General features: G+C 66.2%; 3 protein-coding genes. All 3 read right to left on the bottom strand.

Translation table 11 applies throughout. From position 1 onward, the window contains the following. On the bottom strand, nucleotides 1-475 hold a 475-nt coding region (locus B1A78_RS21520; protein WP_077148874.1), incomplete at its 3' end, for a DUF2271 domain-containing protein. A gap of 11 nt (nucleotides 476-486) precedes the next feature. After that, nucleotides 487-1,128, bottom strand: coding sequence for a PepSY-associated TM helix domain-containing protein (locus B1A78_RS21515; RefSeq protein ID WP_077148873.1), 642 nt, complete (start codon nucleotides 1,126-1,128; stop codon nucleotides 487-489). A gap of 106 nt (nucleotides 1,129-1,234) precedes the next feature. After that, nucleotides 1,235-2,344 (bottom strand): urocanate hydratase (gene hutU, locus B1A78_RS21510; RefSeq protein WP_077148872.1); only part of this gene is annotated, 1,110 nt, incomplete at its 5' end.

The raw sequence follows: 2,344 nt of genomic DNA, 5'->3' as shown, positions 1-2,344 counted from the left end.
CACCCGCCCCGGCCTTGCCCGGCCAGGTGAAGGGGATGCGCAGCAATTCGCGGCCGCCCACTTCGCGCGCGGCCTCGACGACGAGAACATATTCGCCCGCCGCCAGCGCGCCGAGCTGGGCGCGCGAGAAGCTGATCTTGTGGGTGCCGGGCGCACGCGTGGCGCCGGTGATGCCATTGGCCGGGAATTTCAGCGAACGGCCCGACACGCGCCACCACTGGCGCACGTCGCGCAGCCATTTGGTGCCTTCGTTCGCCTTCATGTCATGGTCGTACCAGACCGCGACGGTCTTCGCCGGCGCGCCCGCCTTTTCGACCCAGAAGGCGACATAGGGCTTGTGATATTCGGCGACCTTGAGCTGCGGAATATTGACCGTGACATCCATCGTCGCGGGCTGCGCGGCGGCGAGCGTCGGCGCGGCGAGCGCGGCGGTGAGCGTGCCCCCGATGAGGATCGTACGCGAGGCTGGCTGCATGGACTGACTCCCTAGTGGATATAGATGATGGCGATGGCGGCGGGGATCGCGAGCCCGGCGCCGACCAGCGGCCAGGTGCTCTTGCGCTTGGCCGAGTGGAGCCAGAGCAAGAACAGTCCCGTGATGCCGAAGATCAGGCAGGCGAGCGCGAAGATGTCGATGAACAGGCTCCACTCGCCGCCCGAATTGCGGCCCTTGTGGAGGTCGTTGAGATAGGAAATCCAGCCGCGGTCGGTAACCTCGCTGGTCACGTCGCCAGTGACGCGGTCGATCGCGACCCAGGCATCGCCGCCGGGGCGCGGCGCAGGGAGATAAACCTCGTCGGCCGACCATTCGGCTTCGCCCGCACGCACCGGGAAATTCTCTTCGACCCAGTCGGCGACCGGGCCGGGCAGCGGCCCCTTGGCATCGGCCGGCTCGGCTTTCGCGAGCTGCGCGAGCAGCGGCACGGGCACCTGCGCCGATTTCTCGGTCACGACCGGGCTACCCTCGATATCGGCGGCGTGGTTCAGCGTGAAGCCGGTCACCGCAAACAGGATCAGCCCGATCAGGCTGATCGCCGAACTCATCCAGTGCCACATGTGCAGCTGTTTGAGCCAGAAGGCCTTGCGGCTCTTCTTGGTCGCCGGGCGCGAGGGAGAGGGTGCGTGCATGAAATCGTTCTGACAGGAAGCGTTGCGTCGCCACTATCGAGAACGATTCTCAATTACAACAAATAATCCCACATATCGGGCGTTTCATCCTTTGTTACAAATCGCATCAAAGGCTCGGTAAATCGAGCCCCTTCTCGTGTGCGCAGTCGATCGCATCCTGATAGCCCGCATCGGCATGGCGCATCACGCCTGTGCCGGGATCGTTCCACAGCACGCGCTCGAGCCGCTTCGCCGCCTCGGCTGTACCGTCGGCAACGATCACCATGCCGCTGTGCTGCGAATAGCCCATGCCGACCCCGCCGCCATGGTGGAGCGACACCCAGGTCGCCCCACTCGCGGTGTTGAGCAGCGCGTTGAGCAGCGGCCAGTCGCTGACCGCGTCGCTGCCGTCGCGCATCGCCTCGGTCTCGCGGTTCGGCGAGGCGACCGAACCCGAGTCCAGATGGTCGCGGCCGATGACGACGGGGGCCTTGAGTTCGCCGTTCGCGACCATCTCGTTGAATGCGAGGCCGAGGCGGTGGCGGTCGCCGAGCCCGACCCAGCAGATGCGCGCGGGCAGGCCCTGAAACCGGATCTTCTCGCGCGCCATGTCGAGCCAGTTGTGGAGGTGCTTGTTGTCGGGAAGCAGCTCCTTCACCTTCGCGTCGGTCTTGTAGATGTCCTCGGGATCGCCCGACAGCGCCGCCCAGCGGAAGGGCCCGATGCCGCGGCAGAAGAGCGGGCGGACATAGGCGGTGACGAAGCCGGGGAAATCGAATGCATTCTCGACCCCCTCGTCCTTCGCCATCTGACGGATATTATTGCCATAGTCGGTCGTCGGCACGCCGGCGGCCTGCAGGTCGAGCATCGCCTGCACATGCACCGCCATCGAAGCCTTCGCGGCTTTCGCCACAGCGGCGGGGTCGCTCTCGCGCTTCGCGAACCATTCGTCGAGCGACCAGCCTGCGGGCAGGTAGCCGTTCACCGGATCGTGCGCCGAGGTCTGGTCGGTGAGCAGGTCGGGACGGATGCCGCGCCGGACCATCTCGGGCAGGATTTCGGCGGCGTTGCCGAGCAGGCCGATCGACACCGGCTTGCCTTCGGCATGGCTCGCCTCGATCATCGCGATCGCTTCGTCGATGCTCGATGCCTGCTTGTCGAGATAGCCGGTGCGCAGGCGCATCTCGATGCGGCTCGGCTGGCATTCGATCGCGAGGCAGCTCGCCCCCGCCATCAC

Source organism: Sphingopyxis sp. KK2 (genome assembly GCF_001990265.1).
Taxonomy (GTDB): Bacteria; Pseudomonadota; Alphaproteobacteria; order Sphingomonadales; family Sphingomonadaceae; genus Sphingopyxis.
Note: the sequence above shows the minus strand (reverse complement) of the source record. Positions and strands in the feature narration are given on the sequence as shown.

Coding starts and splice junctions, on each gene's coding strand:
- B1A78_RS21515 (WP_077148873.1), bottom strand. CDS start 1,128: ATGCACGCACCCTCTCCCTCGCGCCCGGCGACCAAGAAGAGCCGCAAG.